Consider the following 15,833-nt stretch of genomic DNA (forward strand, 5'->3'; position numbering starts at 1 on the left):
GCGTGTCAGATCGGATCAGCTCACCACTGCTCGCGCGGCACGTCGAAGTCCGCGCACAACGCCCGCCACACGTCGCGGGGCTCCACCCCGTCCTCGATGGCCTGCGCCGCGGTCCGGCCGCCGACCGAGCTCAGCACATGATCGACCAGCATCGACGCTCCCCGCGCCGCGCCGAACCGGCCGGTGACAAGCTCGTGGAATTCGGTCAGCCGCACGCCGCCAACCTACCGGGTTCGCTAAACCGCCACCGCGATCGGCAACGACACCACCGGACTCGGCCCCAGCGACGTCTGGCTGGACGGGTCGGTCAGGGTGACGTCGACCGCGCCGACGCCCGCGCGCACGGCGAACTCCTGCTCGACGTCCAGCCGCAGCCGCAGCGAGTAGGTGACGATCTGGCCACCGGCCAGGGTGAACGGCGCCACCAGCGTCCGCCCCAGGAAGTCCGTGCCGCCGGCCTCGACGTTGTACTCCACCGGCGCCCAGGTGAGTTTCTCCAGGTTCAGCATCGACACCTCACCGGCCGGCATCAGCTGCTGTGGATGCGCGCTGCACCGGCAGTGCCCCAGCGACACCACCAGCCCCAGGTTCGTCACGTCGATCGTCGAGGCGTTGGACAGCGTGACGTCGAACAGGATCGGCGGGCCACCCGGCTCCACGGTGACCCCGCCCAGCGCGGAGATCGTCACGTCGATCCCGGCGGCCTTGCCCGCCACCATGGCGTTCGGCGCGGGCGCAGCCGGGGTGCTCGCCGTCGTGCTGGTGGCACGGGTGGGAAACGACGGCGCCGCCGTCGGATCCGGGTCGGTGGCGCAGCCGGCCAGCGCCAGCCCCGCCGCGACAAAGGCCGCCGCCCAACCGCCGACCTTCATCGCTCCCCCACGGCCGCGTGACACACATCCACCGGGTCGACGACCTCGGCAGCGGTCGCGCCGGCCGCCACCGCCGCCGCCGTGAATCGCGGATCGCCGAGCACCTCTGCCGCCGTGTCGGCCAGCGCGGGCCCGGTCAGCGGGCGGACCAGCCGGGCGCTGCCCTGGCGTTGCGCGCGGTTGGCGATCTCCCACTGGTCCCCGCCGCCGGGAACCAGCACCATCGGCGTCCCGGTCAGCAGGCCCTTGGCGACGATGCCGTGCCCGCTGCCGCAGATCAGCAGGTCCGCCCGGGTCAGCAGCTCGTCCTGGCGGCCCAGTCCGGCCACCGCCCACGGCGGCAGTTCCAGGTCCGGCCCGGACAGTCGGGAGATGGCCAGCCGGACCCCGTCGGGCAGGGTTTGTCCGGGAATCAACGCCGCGAGCGCCAGCTCGGCGAGCCCGGCCGCGCCGGTGATTGCGGTGGACGGCGCCACCACCACCAGCGGGCCGTCCCCGGGCGGCGGGCGCAGCAGCTCCCCGGTCGGCTCGAAGTGCAGCGGACCGACCAGCACCGCCTCTTCCGGCCAGTCCGGGCGCGGCACTTCCAGCGCCGGCAGGGTGGCGATCAGTCGGCGCGCCGGGCCGGGGCCGTCCGCCGGCAGCCCGATCCCGACCCGCGCCGCGCCGCGCTGCCGTTCCCCGAGGCGCAGTGAGCGAGCGGTCAGCGAACGCATCACCGCGTCGCGCAGCCGCCCGCGCACCCCGGTTCCGGGCGCCAGCCCGCTGCCCAGCGGCGGCAGGCCTCGCGACGGCCGGTACAGCGGGTGCGGGTTGAGTTCGGCCCACGGCAACCCCAGCAGGTCGGCGGCCATCCCACCGCACACCGTGATCACGTCGGCGACCACCAGCTGCGGGGCGAGCCCGTCGAGGACCGGCGCGTTGAGCACCGCCATGCGGGCCGCGCGCCGGGTGAGCTTGGCCCCCGCGTCGGCGTCGTCATCGTCGTCGGCGGCGTCCAGTCCGAGCAGTTCCACCGCCTCGACCCCAGCAGCGGCCGCGGTGTCCAGCCAGCGCCGCCCGGTCAGCAGCACGGGAGAGTCACCGGCGTCGCGCAGCCGCAGGCACAGCGCGAGCGCCGGCAGCACATGTCCCGGCTCGGGACCGGCGACCACCGCGACTCTGATAGGGCTACCCGCGCGCACGGTCTCACCCTAGGGTGGGACGCATGACCGAAGACCTTGGCCTCACCGAACGCGCCGCCAATATCGCTGTGGTGGACCTGTTCCTGAACTCACTGCGGGACAAGGACACCGAGACCGCCGCCAAACTCGTCGACGACAACATCGTCTACGAGAACGTCGGATTCTCCCGGCTGCGCGGCGCGCAAAAGGTGCTGAAGGTCTTCGACCTGGCGCAGCGGCCCAGCTTCGGATTCGACGTGGTGACCCATCGCAGCGCCGCCGACGGCCCGGTGGTGCTCAATGAGCGCACCGACCTGCTGCGGTTCGGCCGATTCCAGACCACCTTCTGGGTGTGCGGGGTGTTCGAGGTGCACGACGGCAAGATCACGCTATGGCGGGACTACTTCGACAACGTCAACTTCCTCAAGGGCGCGGCACGCGGCCTGGCCGGCACGGTGTTCCCGGCGCTGCGGCCCAGCCTGTAAGCAGGTGGACGCGAACGTCACGGTGGTCGACCGCGCGCTGGCCGCGCTGCCGCGCCGGGATCTGGCCACCCTGTCGGAGCTGTTCGACGACGGCATCGTCTATCAGAACGTCGGCACCCCGGCGCTGCGTGGGAAACGCGTCACCCTGCGACTGTTCGGTTTCATGTTCGCCCCCGGACGGGAGCTCGACGTCCGGGTGCACCGCAGCGCGGCGGACGGCGCCGCGGTGCTCAATGAGCGCACCGACCTGCTGCGCATCGGGCCGCTGCACCTGGTGTTCTGGGCCTACGGGGTGTTCGAGGTGCGCGACGGCAGGATCACCCTGTGGCGGGACTACTGGAGCTTCCAGAACATGGCGATGGCCCTGGCGCGCGGGCTGATCGGCGTCGTCATACCGTCACGCCGGCCCCGTTTGGATCGCTGATCAGGCCCGGCGCAGCTGGCCGAGCTGCTCGAAGGCGTCGGCCCAGCCGAGCATCTTGTCGGTGGCGCTGGTGAGCTCACCCCGGTAGCGCTGCGCCGACATCGGCGACACCGCCGCGGCGCTGGGCCCGGTGTTCCCCGAGGACACCAGATGCGCGGCCGCGGTCACCATCTCGTTGTACTGCCGCACCCCGGCGCCCAGCTGCGCGGTGTAGGCGTTGATGGTCGGCGCCAGGTAGCCGCGGCTGTCCGGGCTGGCGGTGGCGGCCTTCTCCATCGACACCACTTCGGCGGCGGTCGCCGCCATCGCCAGCGAGGCCTGGTTGGCCGCGGCGGTCAGGCCCCGGAGTTCCTCCTCGGGCAGCAGCTGCGTCCGCTCGATCACCCCGAGCAGGGAGAACAGCCCGCGCTCGGAGGCGCCCAGGGCGTACATGGCCGGCCGGGCCGCGGAACCGTGCGGCGGCAGCTTGCGACTGTTGGCCGGGCGCGGATCCGGCAGCGGGGTGGCGCGCAGGCGGCGGTACCGCAGCATCGCCAGGGTCGCGGGGAACGCCGCGCCGGCGGCCATGGCCCCGGGAATGATCAGCGCCCACGCCGGAATCTCCCAGACCGCCAGCAGCGCGGTGATGCCGACCAGGCCCAACGTCGCGGCGATGAAGAACAGACCAGTCCACAGCGCGTACTTGCGTTTGCGGACCTGACGGGCCCGGGGGTCCGCCGCCAGCCGCAACGTGTGCGCGGCGGTGTCGGCGGCCTCGCTGGCCGCGTCCATGCTGCGCTGCGCCAGAGCCTGCCAGGATCGCGACAGCGACCCACCCCCAGACGTCGACCCGCGCTTGGACATCACTGCCCCAACGGCTTCTCGGGTTGGGCGGCCTGCTCCGGGGCGGCCGGGACGGGATTGCCGCCGGCCGGCAGCGCCTCACCGCGCATGGAGGCGCGGATCTGCTCAAGCCGGCTGTGCCCGGCCATCTGCACGCTGGCCTGCTGGATCTCCATCATCCGGCCCTGCACCGAGTTCTGCGCGAGTTCGGCGGCGCCCATCGCGTCGGCGTAGCGCCGTTCGATCTTGTCGCGCACCTCTTCCAGGCTGGGGGTGCTGCCGGGGGCGGCGATCTCGCTCATCGACCGCAGCGACGCGCTGACCTGTTCCTGCATCTTGGCCTGCTCCAGCTGCGAGAGCAGCTTGGTGCGTTCGGCGATCCGCTGCTGCAACACCATGGCGTTCTGCTCGACGGCGCGCTTGGCCTGCGACGCCGCGCCGAGCGCCTGGTCGTGCAACGTCTTGAGGTCCTCGACGCTCTGCTCGGCGGTGACCAGCTGGGCGGCGAACGCCTCGGCCGCATTGGTGTACTCGGTGGCCTTCGCGGCGTCGCCGGCGGCAGCGGCCTGGTCGGCCAGCGTCAACGCCTGCCGGACGTTGACCTGCAACTTCTCGATGTCGGCGAGCTGGCGGTTGAGCCGCATCTCCAGCTGGCGCTGATTGCCGATCACCTGGGCGGCCTGCTGAGTGAGGGCCTGGTGCTGCCGCTGGGCTTCTTCGATGGCCTGCTGGATCTGCACCTTGGGGTCGGCGTGCTCGTCGATCTTGGCGTTGAACAGCGCCATCAGGTAGCGCCACGCCTTGCTGAACGGGTTGGCCATCGGTTCGCTCCGCCTTTGTCGTCGGTTTCCGTCGTCAGTGTCACTGCGGCGCGCCGGGAATTCGGTCCCCGGCGGCTCGGATGCGCTCGTGGTTCTCAACACTATCCGCGCGGGGCCGAAATCGGCCAATGTCCGCGCCGGATCGCGCACGCGTCCTTGGGGTCAGGCCACCGCCAGCGCGGTGACCGGTGGGATGACCACCTTGGTGGCGTGGTCGATGTGCGGGGCGCCGACGCGCTCACTGTGGTTCATCCGATGCCCGGCGTTGATCAGGATCCGTGACAGCGGCACATCCAAGGCGCCGCAGATCGCGCCGAGCAGCTCGCTGGAGGCTTCCTTGCGGCCACGCTCCACCTCGGACAGGTAACCCAGGCTCACCCGCGCCGAATCGGACACCTCGCGCAGCGTCCGTCCCTGCGTGGTCCGGGCGCGGCGCAGTTCATCGCCGATCACCTCGCGCAGCAGAGCCGTCATACGGGTTCTCCTTCGTCGATCGGTTAGCTCGATTCAGACATTCAACGTCACGTGTCGACCGTTTGGTTCCCGCCGCGCAGGGCGGACACCAGGTAATCCAGCCCGGTGACGACGGTCAGCACGATCGCCGCCCACATCACCACCCAGGCCGTGGTGTGCCAGACCGGCGGCCAGTCGTACAGCGGCAGGATGAACAGACCGATGGCCACCGCCTGGACCAGCGTCTTCAGCTTCCCGCCGCGGCTGGCCGGGATGACCCCACGGCGCAGCACCGCCAGCCGCAGCAGTGTGACGCCGATCTCCCGGACCAGGATGACCACGGTGACCCACCACGGCAGATCCCCGAGCATCGACAGGCCGATCAGCGCCGCGCCGATGAGCATCTTGTCGGCGATCGGGTCGGCCAGCTTCCCGAATTCGGTGACCATGCCGTAGTTGCGGGCGATCCGGCCGTCGATGTGGTCGGTGGTGATCGCGACGGTGAAGATGGCGAACGCGATGATTCGGAACGTGTCATCGTGGCCGTCGTCGACGAACAGGGACAGCAGGAACACCGGGACCAACACCAGGCGCACGCCGGTCAGGAAATTGGCGACATTGAGCACCCTCGCTTGCGGCGCCGGCTGTCCGGCGGGAGGAAGCCCCGACACGGCCACAGGATAGCTGGTTGGCGCGCCTGCCCCGCACGCCCTACTGTGCATCCGTGGATGCGCACGGCGGGCAGCAGGTCGAGATTCTCGACGTCCGGCGCGCCCGCACCTCCGATGTGCCGGCCATCAAGCGGCTGATCGACATTTACGCGGGCAAGATCCTGCTGGAGAAGAACCTGGTCACCCTGTACGAATCGGTGCAGGAATTCTGGGTCGCCGAACTGGCCGGGGAGATCGTCGGCTGCGGCGCCCTGCACGTGCTGTGGGCCGACCTGGGCGAGGTGCGCACGGTGGCCGTGCACCCGAACGTCAAGGGCCACGGCGTCGGGCACGCGATCGTCGGCAAACTGCTCGAGGTCGCCCGCGCGCTGGAGCTCCGGCGGCTGTTCGTGCTCACCTTCGAAACCGAGTTCTTCGCCCGGCACGGGTTCGCCGAGATCGAGGGCACGCCGGTGACCGCCGAGGTGTACGAGGAGATGTGCCGGTCCTACGACATCGGTGTTGCCGAGTTCCTGGACCTGAGCTACGTCAAGCCCAATATCCTCGGCAACACCCGCATGCTGCTCGTGCTCTAGCGGTGTTCGCTTGGTCGCCTAACCACCGCCCTGAATAAGCGCCAGGGTGCCCGGCAGCTCGTCGGGCTTGACCAGCACCTCGCGCGCCTTGGAACCCTCCGACGGCCCGACGATCCCGCGGGTCTCCATCAGGTCCATCAACCGGCCGGCCTTGGCGAAACCCACCCGCAGCTTGCGCTGCAGCATCGAGGTGGATCCGAACTGCGAGGACACCACGAGTTCGACGGCCTGCAGCAGCACGTCCATATCGTCGCCGATGTCGCTGTCGATCTCGCGCTTCTCCACCGTCTTGGCGGTGACGCCCTCGATGAACTCGGGCTGCGCCTGCTGCTTGGTGAACGCGACAACGGCCTGGATCTCGGCGTCGCTGACGAACGCGCCCTGCACGCGGATCGGCTTGGGCGCCTCCGACGGCTGGAACAGCCCGTCGCCCTTGCCGGTCAGCTTCTCCGCGCCGACCTGGTCCAGGATGACCCGGGAGTTGGTCGCGTTGGTCACCCCGAACGCCATCCGGGACGGCACGTTGGCCTTGATCAGGCCGGTGACCACCGACACCACCGGCTGCTGGGTGGCCAGCACCAGGTGAATGCCGGCCGCGCGGGCCTTCTGGGTGATCCGGACGATGGCGTCCTCCACATCGCGGGGGGCCTGCATCATCAGGTCGGCGAGCTCGTCGACCACGCACAAGATGTACGGGTACGCCTTGTACACCCGTTCGCTGCCCAGCGGGGCGGTGATCTCGCCCGAGCGGACCTTGGCGTTGAAGTCGTCGATGTGGCGGACGCCGGAGGCGCTCATGTCCTGGTAGCGCTGCTCCATCTCCTCGACCAGCCAGGCCAGCGCGGCGGCGGCCTTCTTCGGGTCGGTGATCACCGGGGTGATCAGGTGCGGGATGCCCTGGTACGGCGGGAACTCCACCATCTTCGGGTCGATGAGGATCATCCGCACTTCCTCGGGGGTGGCGCGCTGCAACAGCGACACCAGCATCGAGTTGATGAAGCTGGACTTGCCCGAGCCGGTCGAGCCGGCCACCAGCAGGTGCGGCATCTTGGCCAGGTTGTAGCTGACGAAGTGGCCCTCGACGTCCTTGCCGATGCCGAACACCATCGGGTGGTGGTCCTTGCGGGTGGTCGGGGCGGCCAGCACCTCGCGCAGCCGCACCAGCTCCCGGTCGGCGTTGGGCACCTCGATGCCGACGGCGGACTTGCCCGGGATCGGGGCCAACAGCCGGATGTGCTCGTTGGCGACCGCGTAGGCGAGGTTGCGCTGCAGCTGGGTGAACCGCTCCACCCGAACACCCGGGCCGAGTTCGATCTCGTAGCGGGTCACCGTCGGACCACGCTGGTAGCCGACGACGGTGGCGTCGACCTTGAACTGGTCGAGCACCTCCGAAATCGAGGCGATGATGCGGTCACTGTCGCGGCCGACGCGCTTGGGCGGCTCGCCCTCGGTGAGCAGGTCCAGCGCAGGCAGCGTGTACGGGCCTTCGACCACCCGGTCGGTGACTGCCTCGGCGGCTTTGGGCGCGCGCTTGGTTTGCGGCCGCTTGCGGGTCCGCGGGGCGGGGGCGGGCTCCTCCAGCGGGTAGTTGTCCGCCGGGCTGCCGGCCGGCCAGGCCGGCGCGTTGTCGTAGCTGGACGGATCGTCGTAGTAGCCGTCGGAGAAGTCGTCGGCCGGGCGACGACGGGGCAGCTCGCGGGTCTTATTGTCCGGGCGGGCGTCGAAGTCGGCGTCGTCGTACGGGTAGGAGTCGTCGTACCCGTCGTACTCGCCGAATTCGGCCGTCTCGTCGTATTCGTCGTCGTAGTCGTCGTCCCGGTACGCGCCGCGGTCTAGCCGGGCGCTGAACATATCGGCCAGGGTGTGCGGGATATCGCGCAGCGAGGTGCCGCTGACCAGCAGCAATCCGAAGATCGCGGCGGCGAACAGCAGCGGCGCTGCCAGCCAGACGGTGACACCGTCGGACAGCGGGCCGCCGATCGCGAAGCCCGCGAAGCCGCCGGCGGCGCGGCGGGCGACCGGGTCGTTCGGCGAGCCCGACCACAGGTGCCACAGCCCGAGCACCGAGAGCACGACCATCGCGGCGCCGAGGATCAGCCGCGGCCGGGTCGCCGGGTCGGGTTCGGTGCGCATCAGGATGACGGCGATGACCGCCAGCGCGATCGGGGTCAGCATCACCGCTGCGCCCACGACGCTGCGCAGCGCGGTGTCGACGCCGCCGCTGACCGGCGGCAGGACATCGAACCAGCTGGACGCGGCGACCACGCCCGCGGCGACCACCAGCGCCAGCGCGACCCCGTCGCGGCCGGGGGCCGGGTCGCTGACCCGGGCGTGGCCGACAGAGCGGACGGTGGCGCCGAGGCCGCGGGCGAGCATCAGCCAGGTGGCGCGGGACGCGCGGCCGATGGCGGCGCCGGCCGACCCGACCGCCGAGCCCTGCGGGGCGGGCGGGGGGGTCCTGCGGGCGGGCGCCTTGCCGGGTCGCTTGGGCTGGCCTTTTCCGCTGGAGCTGGGCCGGGGTCGGGCCCCTGACCTGCTCGTTTTGCTTCCGGCTCGGGCCGCCGTCTTGCTTGCCATGCCACCGAGACTAGTCCCATTGACCTCATTGACACCATCCACCACAGGGGTCACAGCGCGCTCGAAACCCGTTCGTTATCCGGCTCGGGTCCCCACCCGGGCGCTTTGCGCCGATAGGGTGAGGCATCACACACCCCTGCCGGAAAGGTCCCCGTGCCCACCAACGCCGCCGCCCAGACGGCCTTCGGGCCGATGACGCTGGCCGCCGTGGAGCACCAGCTGCCGCCGCAGCACCGCCTCGTCGATGACGACCTGGCCGCGTCCTTCCTGCCCACCGGCCTGCGCGCCCTGGTCGCCGCCACCCGGATCGGCTGGATCCGCGACGGATTCCTACGGTCCACCGAACGCTCCGCGCCGGGTGTCTGGGCCAGCATCGCCTGCCGGAAACGGCTGATCGACGACCGGGTTTCGGACCCCACCAACGACTTCGACGCGCTGGTGGTGCTGGGCGCCGGCTTCGACACCCGCGCCTACCGGGTCGCCCGGCATTCCGCGCTGCCGGTGTTCGAACTCGACCAGCAGGTCAATATCGACCGCAAGGCCGACGTGGTGCGCCGGGTGCTCGGCGGCCAACCCGAATCGGTGCGGCTGCTGGCCGTGGACCTGGAGCAGGACGACGTCTGGGCGGCGCTGACCGCGGGCGGATTCGATCCGCGGGCCCGCACGCTGTTCATCGCCGAAGGGCTGACCCAGTACCTGTCCCCCGCCGCGGTGACCACGATGCTCACCCGGCTGGCGCAGGCCGCGCCGGGCAGCCAACTGATCTTCAGCTACGTGCGCGCCGATTTCATCGACGGGACCAACCGCTACGGCGCGGACGGCGTGTACCGGCGATTTCGGGAGAAGGCGCAGGTTTGGCAGACCGGATTCGCGCCCGAGCGGCTCGGGGAGATCCTCGAGGACCTCGGCTGGCGACTCTCCGAGCAGGCCGGGCCGTCGTACTACCGGGACACCTACATCCGCCCGACCGGCCGGGAACTGACCGCCAGCCCCATCGAGTGGACCGCCGTCGCGCAGTTAAATCTCTAGCACCGTCGGCACGATCATCGGCTGGCGGCGGTAGGTCTCCCCCACCCATTTGCCGACCGCGCGCCGGATGCCCTGCGCGATGCGGGCGGTGTCGGTGACATTGTCGGCGGACAGTTTGGCCAGCTCGGCCTCCACCTTGCGCGCGGCGGGCTCCAGTGCCTTCGGGTCCTCGGAGAAGCCGCGGGAGTGCAGGTGCGGCGGCGCGGCGGGTTTGCCGGTGCCGCGGTGCACCGCGACGGTGACCGCGATGAATCCGGAGCTGAGGATCAGCCGCTCACCCAGGGTGGCGTCGCCGACATCGCCGGTGATCAGGCCGTCGACGAACATCTTGCCGACCGGGACGGCGCCGGAGATGGACGCCACCCCGCCGACCAGGTCGACGCTCACCCCGTTCGGGGCGATGACGATGTTCTCCTCGGGCACCCCGGAGCTGACGGCCAGTTTGGCGTTCGCGCGCAGGTGCCGCCAGGTGCCGTGCACCGGCATCACATTGCGCGGCCGGACCCCGTTGTAGAGGAACAGCAGTTCCCCGGAGTAGGCGTGGCCGGAGACGTGCACCCGGGCCTGGGCGTTGGTGACCACCCGGGCGCCGATCTGGGCCAGCGCGTCGATGACGCCGTAGACGGCCTCCTCGTTGCCCGGGATCAGCGAACTGGACAGGATGATCAAATCGCCGGCGGTCAGGGTGATGCTGCGGTGCTCACCGCGCGACATCCGGCTCAACGCGGCCATCGGCTCGCCCTGGGTGCCGGTGGTCACCAGCACCACCTTCTCGGCGGGCAGCATCTCGGCCGCGCCGATGTCGAGCACGTCCTCATCGGAGATGTTCAGGAAGCCGAGCTCGCGGGCGATGGCCATATTGCGGACCATCGAGCGCCCGACGAAGGACACCTTGCGGCCCAGCGCCACGGAAGCGTCGATTATCTGCTGCACCCGGTCCACATTGGAGGCGAAACACGCCACGATGACCCGGCCCTGCGCGCCGCGGATCAGCCGGTGCAGTGTCGGGCCGATCTCGCTTTCGGAGGGGCCGACGCCCGGGATCTCGGCGTTGGTGGAGTCGCACAGGAACAGGTCCACCCCGGCGTCGCCGAGCCGGGACATGCCGGGCAGGTCGGTGGGACGGCGGTCCAGCGGCAACTGGTCGAGCTTGATGTCGCCGGTGTGCAGCACCGTGCCCGCGCCGGTGTGCACGGCGATGGCCAGCGCGTCCGGGATGGAGTGGTTGACCGCGAAGTATTCGCATTCGAACACCCCGTGGGTGCTGCGTTGCCCCTCGGCGACCTGGACGAACACCGGCTTGATCCGGTGTTCGCGGCATTTGGCGGAGACCAGCGCGAGGGTGAACTTGGAGCCCACCACCGGGATGTCGGGCCGCAGTTTCAGCAGGAACGGGATGGCGCCGATGTGGTCCTCGTGCGCGTGGGTCAGCACCAGCGCCTCGACGTCGTCGAGCCGGTCTTCGATGTGCCGCAGGTCCGGCAGGATCAGGTCCACGCCCGGCTCGTCGTGGGTGGGGAACAGCACCCCGCAGTCGATGATGAGCAATCGGCCCAGGTGCTCGAAAACGGTCATATTCCGGCCGATTTCGCTGATCCCACCCAGCGCGGTGACGCGCAGGCCACCGTCGGCGAGCGGCCCGGGCGGCGTCAGATCGTTGTGCATGTGCCCTACCGCAGCACGCCCGCGGCGCGCAGGTCGTCGGCCAGTTCGGTGATCTGGGCGTCGGTGGCGGGCATCTGCGGCAGCCGCGGCTCGCCGGCGTCGACGCCGAGCAGCCGCAGCGCGGCCTTGGACATGGTCACCCCGCCGAGCCGGTTCTGCGCCTCGGCCAGCGGGCCGAGCGACACGTGGATCTTGCGGGCGGTCGCCAGGTCGCCGGCGCGGAACGCGGCCAGCATGTCGCGCAGCGGACCGGCGGCGGCGTGACCCCAGACGCTGATGAACCCGGTGGCGCCCATCGCCAGCCAGGGCAGGTTCAGCGAATCGTCACCGGAGTAGTAGGCCAGGCCGGTCTCGGCCATCACCATCGCGCCGCCGTGCAGGTCGCCCTTGGCGTCCTTGATCGCGACGATATTGGGGTGAAACGCCAGTTCCCGGATGGTGTCCCAGGCGATCGGGATGCCCGAGCGCGGCGGAATGTCGTAGAGCACATTGGGCAGCGCGGTGGCGTCAGCGACGGCGGAGAAGTGCGCCACCAGCCCGGCCTGCGGCGGCCGGGAGTAGTACGGCGTGACCACCAGCAGGGCGTGCGCGCCGGCGTCGGCGCTGGCTTTGGCCAGCCGCACGCTGTGCGCGGTGTCGTAGCTGCCGGCCCCGGCGATGACCACGGCGCGGTCGCCGACGGTCTCCAGCACCGCGCTGAGCAGGGCGATCTTCTCGTCGTCGGTGGTGGTCGGCGATTCGCCGGTGGTGCCGGAGACCACCAGGCCGTCGCAGCCGGAGTCCACCAGGTGCGTGGCCACCTTCTTGGCGCCGTCCAGATCAAGGGAGCCGTCCGGGGCAAACGGCGTCACCATGGCGGTCAGCACAGTCCCCAACTGCGCGCCGTCGGCTTCTGATCCAGTGGTGCTCACGCGCTAAGGGTACCCAAGAGAGTTCACGCCTCTGTCGCCAGCGGACTGGTCGCGACCTCGGTTCCGTCGGCCAGCGCGGTGATCTCGAAGTCACCGAACACCGCCGGGGCGAGTGCGGCGAGTTCTCGCAGGCAGGCGATGGCCAGCCGGCGCATCTCCAGGTCGGCGTGCTCGCTGGCGCGCATGGCGATGAAATGCCGCCAGGCGCGGTAGTTGCCGGTGGCCACGACCCGGGTTTCGGTGCCGTAGGGCAGCACAGCTCGGGCGGCCTGACGGGCCTGTTTGCGGCGCAGCTTCGCCTGCGGGTCGCCGGCCAGTTTCTCCTCCAACCGGGCCAGCAGCGCGTCGTAGACCGCCCGGCTGTCGTCGGCGGCGGCCAGGAACAGCCCCTCCAGCTCGGGGTCGGCGGCGATCGCCGCGGGCACCACAACGCGCGAATCCCCGTCGGGCTGGTAGCGCTGGGACAACTCGGAGAAGGACAGGTGACGGTGCCGGACCAGTTCGTGGCCACACGACCGGGACAGTCCGGTGATGTAGAGGGTGGCGCTGGCGTGTTCCAGGGCGGCCAGGTGCCCGACGTCGATCAGGTGGCGCAGGTAGTCGGCGTTTCCGGCGGTGCGTGGATTGGCCTTGTCCCAGGCTTCGTAGCAGGCCCGGCCGGCGAACTCGATCAGCGCCTGACCGCCATCGGCGTCGGTGCTCCACGGCGCCTGCGACGGCGCGGTGAACTCGGTTTTGGCGATCAGCTGCACGCGCAGCGGCGCGGGTTCGGCCACGCGGGCAGCTTACTCAGAGCGCGCTGCGCAGCGCCGGGGCCAGGTCTCCGCGGTCGCCGACGCGGATCCCGTCCAGCCCCAGCCAGCCGGCCATCGTCTGCAACTCCCCGGCCAGCGCCGTCGCGACGCGCGCGCGGTCGCGGCCGTCCTCGGTGAAGGCGCCGGGGACGCTCAAGACCCCGGCCGCGCGGTCGGCCTTCAGGTCGACGCGGGCGACCAGCTCGCCGTCGAGCAGCAGCGGCCACACGTAGTAGCCGTGCACTCGTTTGTGCGCCGGGGTGTAGATCTCGATGCGGTAGTGGAAACCGAACAGCCGCTGCAGCCGCGGCCTGAAGAAGATCAGCGGGTCGAACGGGCACAGCAGCGCGGTTCCCCGGTCGGTGCGCGGAACCGGCTGCCCGACGCGCAGGTACGCCGGGGCGCCGTCGATGCGGACGGGTTCGAGTTCGCCGTCGCGCACCAGGTCGGTGAGCGCGGGCGCGACTTGCGCGGCCGAGAGCCGGAAGTAATCGCGGATGTCGGCGGCGGTGCCCACCCCGAGCGCGGTGGCCGCGCGCCGGGTCAGCTCGCGGACGGCTTCGTCGTCGTCGAGGTGGGTGTCGAGGACCTCGGCGGGCAGCACATTCTCGGCCAGGTCGTAGTGCCGGGCGAACCCGATCCGGGTGGCGGTGGCCAGCGCCCCTGCCGACCACAGCGCCTCGGCCACCCACTTGGTGTCGCTGCGGTCCCACCACGGACCCTTCGCGCCGCGCTGATCGGCCTGAAGGTGCGCTTCGATCTGGCCGGCGGTGGCCGGCCCGATCTCGGCGACGGCGCTCAGGATGTCCTCGGCGAGTTGCCGATTGCGGGCGACGATCTCCTTGCCCCAGCGTCCGTCGGCGTAGTCGCGCATCCGCCAGCGCAGCAGCGGCCAATCGGTGACCGACATCAGCGCCGCCTCGTGGGCCCAGTACTCGACCAGCAGTCGCGGCGAGCGCGCGGTGTCGGTCCAGGCGGCGGTGTCCAGCAGTCCGCGGTCATACGGGCCGAGCCGACTGAACACCGGCGCGTAATGCGCGCGGACCGCGACCGACACCGAATCCAGCTGCAGCACCTGGATTCTGGAGATCAGCCGACGCAGGTGTGCGCGGGTGACCGGGCCCCGCGGACCAGGCTGGTGGAAGCCCTGCGCGGACAACGCGACCCGTCGGGCCGCGGGCAGAGAGAGATTGGCCGTCACCGCCGGTAGCTCAGGAACCGGTGCCGCAGGCCTGCGGCGCTGCAGCGCCAGTCCCCCGCGACGCAAGTCCAGGATTCGTCGAGGCGCGGGGCCAGCGCGTCGCCGGCGCGGGCCGGCAGGTCGAGGTCGACCTCGGTGACCTCGCACCGGGTCGCCAGTGGCAGCGCGAGCCGGTAGATCTCGGCGCCGCCCATCACCCAGGCGTCGTCGTCGAGCGCATCAGCGAGGGAGGTCAGCACCTCCGCGCCGTCGGCGCGATAGTCGGGCGCCCGGGTGAGCACCACATTGCGCCGGCCGGGCAGCGGGCGCACCGAGGCGGGCAGCGACTCCCAGGTCCGCCGGCCCATCACCACGGTGTGCCCGACGGTGAGCTCCTTGAAGTGGGCCAGGTCCTCCGGCAGCCGCCATGGGATGTCGCCGTCGCGGCCGATCACCCCGGACGGGACGGCCTGGGCCCAGATCAGGCTGAGCACGCTAGACCGCCACCGGGGCCTTGATCGCCGGGTGTGGCTGGTAGTCGCGGATCTCGACGTCGTCGTAGACGTAGTCGAAGATCGAGTCGCGTGGGGCGAGCACCAGCTGCGGGTAGGGCCGCGGCGCCCGGGACAGCTGCTCGGTGACCTGCTCGACGTGGTTGTCGTAGATATGGCAGTCCCCACCGGTCCAGATGAACTCCCCCACTTCCAGGCCCGCCTGCGCGGCCATCATGTGGGTGAGCAGCGCGTAGCTGGCGATATTGAACGGCACGCCCAGGAACAGGTCCGCGCTGCGCTGGTAGAGCTGGCAGCTGAGTTTGCCGTCGGCGACGTAGAACTGGAAGAAGGCGTGGCACGGCGGCAGCGCCATCTGCGGAATCTCCCCGACGTTCCACGCCGAGACGATGTTGCGGCGCGAATCCGGGTCGGCGCGCAGCAGGTCCAGCGCGGCGCTGATCTGGTCGATGTGCTGCCCCGACGGGGTCGGCCAGGACCGCCACTGCACCCCGTAGACCGGGCCCAGGTCGCCGTTCGGCGCGGCCCATTCGTCCCAGATCGTGACGCCGTGCTCCTGCAGCCACCGCACGTTGGAGTCCCCGCGCAGGAACCACAGCAGCTCGTAGACGACCGATTTGGTGTGCACTTTCTTGGTGGTGATCAGCGGAAATCCGGCCTGCAGGTCGTAGCGCAGCTGGTGCCCGAAGATGCTGCGAGTGCCGGTTCCGGTGCGGTCTGCCTTGGGGGTTCCCTCGGCGAGCACCAGGCGCAGCAGGTCCTCGTACGGCGTGGCGATGGGCGCGGGCGCTGACACGGGCTCAGCTTACGTCGGGCCACCGACAGCAGGGCGTTGACGGACCCGGGTGCGAACCGGCGACCCCGGATAGGCCACCATTA

Annotated in this window: 18 protein-coding genes; 4 read left to right on the forward strand and 14 right to left on the reverse strand. The window is 70.7% G+C overall.

Annotated features, from left to right (window positions below; all coding sequences use genetic code 11):
- Window positions 1–20 precede the first annotated feature (20 nt).
- The 3 genes from L2Z93_RS11855 to L2Z93_RS11865 are packed head-to-tail and all read right to left on the reverse strand — an operon-like array spanning window position 21 to window position 2,038.
- Complete coding sequence (locus tag L2Z93_RS11855) at window positions 21–215, reverse strand: DUF3046 domain-containing protein (RefSeq protein WP_090584912.1); 195 nt, start codon at window positions 213–215, stop codon at window positions 21–23.
- A gap of 21 nt (window positions 216–236) precedes the next feature.
- Entirely contained in the window at window positions 237–872 is a 636-nt protein-coding gene (locus L2Z93_RS11860) for a hypothetical protein (protein ID WP_090584914.1), read from the reverse strand.
- Window positions 869–2,038, reverse strand: coding sequence for a glycosyltransferase (locus tag L2Z93_RS11865; protein ID WP_090585004.1), 1,170 nt, complete (start codon window positions 2,036–2,038; stop codon window positions 869–871). The genes L2Z93_RS11860 and L2Z93_RS11865 overlap by 4 nt, the downstream gene beginning before the upstream one ends.
- Window positions 2,039–2,079: 41 nt before the next feature.
- Here L2Z93_RS11865 and L2Z93_RS11870 point away from each other — a divergent pair, with 41 nt between their 5' ends.
- Together L2Z93_RS11870 and L2Z93_RS11875 are read left to right on the forward strand one after the other, a co-directional pair.
- On the forward strand, window positions 2,080–2,520 hold the full coding sequence (locus L2Z93_RS11870) for a limonene-1,2-epoxide hydrolase family protein (protein WP_090585007.1): 441 nt from the start codon (window positions 2,080–2,082) through the stop codon (window positions 2,518–2,520).
- Window positions 2,521–2,524: 4 nt separating this feature from the next.
- A complete protein-coding gene (locus tag L2Z93_RS11875; RefSeq protein WP_090584916.1) occupies window positions 2,525–2,944 on the forward strand; it encodes a limonene-1,2-epoxide hydrolase family protein in 420 nt (139 codons plus the stop codon).
- On the opposite strand, the gene pspM is transcribed toward L2Z93_RS11875, so the two are convergent.
- The 4 genes from pspM to pgsA form a co-directional block, all read right to left on the reverse strand.
- Window positions 2,945–3,787, reverse strand: coding sequence for a phage shock envelope stress response protein PspM (pspM, locus tag L2Z93_RS11880; protein WP_090584918.1), 843 nt, complete (start codon window positions 3,785–3,787; stop codon window positions 2,945–2,947).
- Entirely contained in the window at window positions 3,787–4,587 is an 801-nt protein-coding gene (gene pspA / locus L2Z93_RS11885) for a phage shock protein PspA (RefSeq protein WP_090584919.1), read from the reverse strand. The genes pspM and pspA overlap by 1 nt, the downstream gene beginning before the upstream one ends.
- 162 nt (window positions 4,588–4,749) lie before the next feature.
- Window positions 4,750–5,061 (reverse strand): transcriptional regulator ClgR, encoded by a 312-nt coding sequence (gene clgR, locus L2Z93_RS11890; protein ID WP_090584921.1) that lies wholly within the window; start codon window positions 5,059–5,061, stop codon window positions 4,750–4,752.
- Window positions 5,062–5,108: 47 nt separating this feature from the next.
- A complete protein-coding gene (gene pgsA / locus L2Z93_RS11895) occupies window positions 5,109–5,711 on the reverse strand; it encodes a CDP-diacylglycerol--glycerol-3-phosphate 3-phosphatidyltransferase (RefSeq protein WP_234785952.1) in 603 nt (200 codons plus the stop codon).
- A gap of 53 nt (window positions 5,712–5,764) precedes the next feature.
- On the opposite strand from pgsA, the gene L2Z93_RS11900 reads away from it, so the two are divergent.
- Window positions 5,765–6,286 carry an amino-acid N-acetyltransferase gene (locus tag L2Z93_RS11900; protein ID WP_090584925.1) on the forward strand — a complete coding sequence of 174 codons (522 nt, stop codon included), beginning with the start codon at window positions 5,765–5,767 and terminating at the stop codon, window positions 6,284–6,286.
- 18 nt (window positions 6,287–6,304) lie between these two features.
- Here L2Z93_RS11900 and L2Z93_RS11905 read toward each other — a convergent pair whose 3' ends face one another.
- A complete protein-coding gene (locus L2Z93_RS11905) occupies window positions 6,305–8,863 on the reverse strand; it encodes a DNA translocase FtsK (protein ID WP_090584927.1) in 2,559 nt (852 codons plus the stop codon).
- A gap of 153 nt (window positions 8,864–9,016) precedes the next feature.
- Between L2Z93_RS11905 and L2Z93_RS11910 the strand changes: the two genes are divergently transcribed.
- A complete protein-coding gene (locus L2Z93_RS11910) occupies window positions 9,017–9,892 on the forward strand; it encodes an SAM-dependent methyltransferase (protein ID WP_090584929.1) in 876 nt (291 codons plus the stop codon).
- Here the strand turns inward: L2Z93_RS11910 and L2Z93_RS11915 are convergent.
- The 6 genes from L2Z93_RS11915 to L2Z93_RS11940 all read right to left on the reverse strand — a co-directional run bounded on the left by L2Z93_RS11915 (window position 9,881) and on the right by L2Z93_RS11940 (window position 15,750).
- Window positions 9,881–11,557, reverse strand: coding sequence for a ribonuclease J (locus L2Z93_RS11915; protein ID WP_090584930.1), 1,677 nt, complete (start codon window positions 11,555–11,557; stop codon window positions 9,881–9,883). The genes L2Z93_RS11910 and L2Z93_RS11915 overlap by 12 nt on opposite strands.
- 5 nt (window positions 11,558–11,562) lie before the next feature.
- Complete coding sequence (gene dapA, locus L2Z93_RS11920) at window positions 11,563–12,411, reverse strand: 4-hydroxy-tetrahydrodipicolinate synthase (protein ID WP_234785961.1); 849 nt, start codon at window positions 12,409–12,411, stop codon at window positions 11,563–11,565.
- Between the two features lie 80 nt (window positions 12,412–12,491).
- On the reverse strand, window positions 12,492–13,244 hold the full coding sequence (gene thyX, locus L2Z93_RS11925) for an FAD-dependent thymidylate synthase (RefSeq protein ID WP_090584934.1): 753 nt from the start codon (window positions 13,242–13,244) through the stop codon (window positions 12,492–12,494).
- A gap of 13 nt (window positions 13,245–13,257) precedes the next feature.
- Window positions 13,258–14,463 (reverse strand): winged helix-turn-helix domain-containing protein, encoded by a 1,206-nt coding sequence (locus tag L2Z93_RS11930; RefSeq protein WP_090584936.1) that lies wholly within the window; start codon window positions 14,461–14,463, stop codon window positions 13,258–13,260.
- On the reverse strand, window positions 14,460–14,936 hold the full coding sequence (locus tag L2Z93_RS11935; RefSeq protein ID WP_090584938.1) for a dihydrofolate reductase: 477 nt from the start codon (window positions 14,934–14,936) through the stop codon (window positions 14,460–14,462). Before L2Z93_RS11935 ends, L2Z93_RS11930 begins: the two co-directional genes overlap by 4 nt.
- Window position 14,937: 1 nt before the next feature.
- A complete protein-coding gene (locus L2Z93_RS11940) occupies window positions 14,938–15,750 on the reverse strand; it encodes a thymidylate synthase (RefSeq protein WP_090584940.1) in 813 nt (270 codons plus the stop codon).
- Window positions 15,751–15,833 lie beyond the last annotated feature (83 nt).

Origin of the sequence: Mycolicibacterium brumae (assembly GCF_025215495.1) — a bacterium.
Lineage (GTDB): Bacteria > Actinomycetota > Actinomycetes > Mycobacteriales > Mycobacteriaceae > Mycobacterium > Mycobacterium brumae.